At 58.7% G+C, this 595-nt stretch carries 1 pseudogene; it reads right to left on the bottom strand.

Features of this window, described 5'->3' with window-relative positions:
* Nucleotides 1-77: 77 nt before the first annotated feature.
* Nucleotides 78-341, bottom strand: a pseudogene (locus J8I34_RS34295) (IS5/IS1182 family transposase); the annotation flags it as partial.
* Nucleotides 342-595: the final 254 nt, after the last annotated feature.

Genomic DNA, 595 nt, shown 5'->3' with positions numbered 1-595 from the left:
GAAGTTCATGTCGCGGCGAAGACACTGCGAGGCTTACGAGCCGTCGACGACGGGGACAATTGTGTATAACCACATGGCTTAAGGTACAGCAGCCCGACCATCAGCCGGATCGGCAGGCGAGGCCGGCCAGCGGCACTGACGCCGGCACCGGCCACTGCCAGCGTCGGACCAAACAAGTCCTCGCCGACCACAGTGCGGCCATCCTTCCCCTTGCGCGCAAGCACCGGCGCCAGGGCAGCATCAATGTTGTTCCATGGCATCCGGGTCGCCAGCACTGCGAGCGGATGCCGCATATCAATCATCCCGTCCAAGCGGCTGCGAAAGAAGTCCGGTGTGCTCATCAGCAAGGCCTCAAATCTCCCAGGATTTGAATCAGATAAATGTTCGATCTGGGAGTTCGGCACGCAGCACAATTCTTCCGAAGCCTTGCTGCGCCTTACCCTTCAGCATTCTGCAGACCTGACTACGTAAGCGCATCGCCAGCACCGTGGTTGACGACGAGACAGGAATGGTCCTGCTTTAGCAGGCTGCTGAAGTACTAGCCGCGCAAAAAGCGAAGCTTGCCTCTACAAGGCTGAAGGGCTCGCTATTTTTC

This window comes from Cupriavidus phytohabitans, assembly GCF_017815025.1.
Lineage (GTDB): Bacteria > Pseudomonadota > Gammaproteobacteria > Burkholderiales > Burkholderiaceae > Cupriavidus.
Note: the sequence above shows the minus strand (reverse complement) of the source record. Positions and strands in the feature narration are given on the sequence as shown.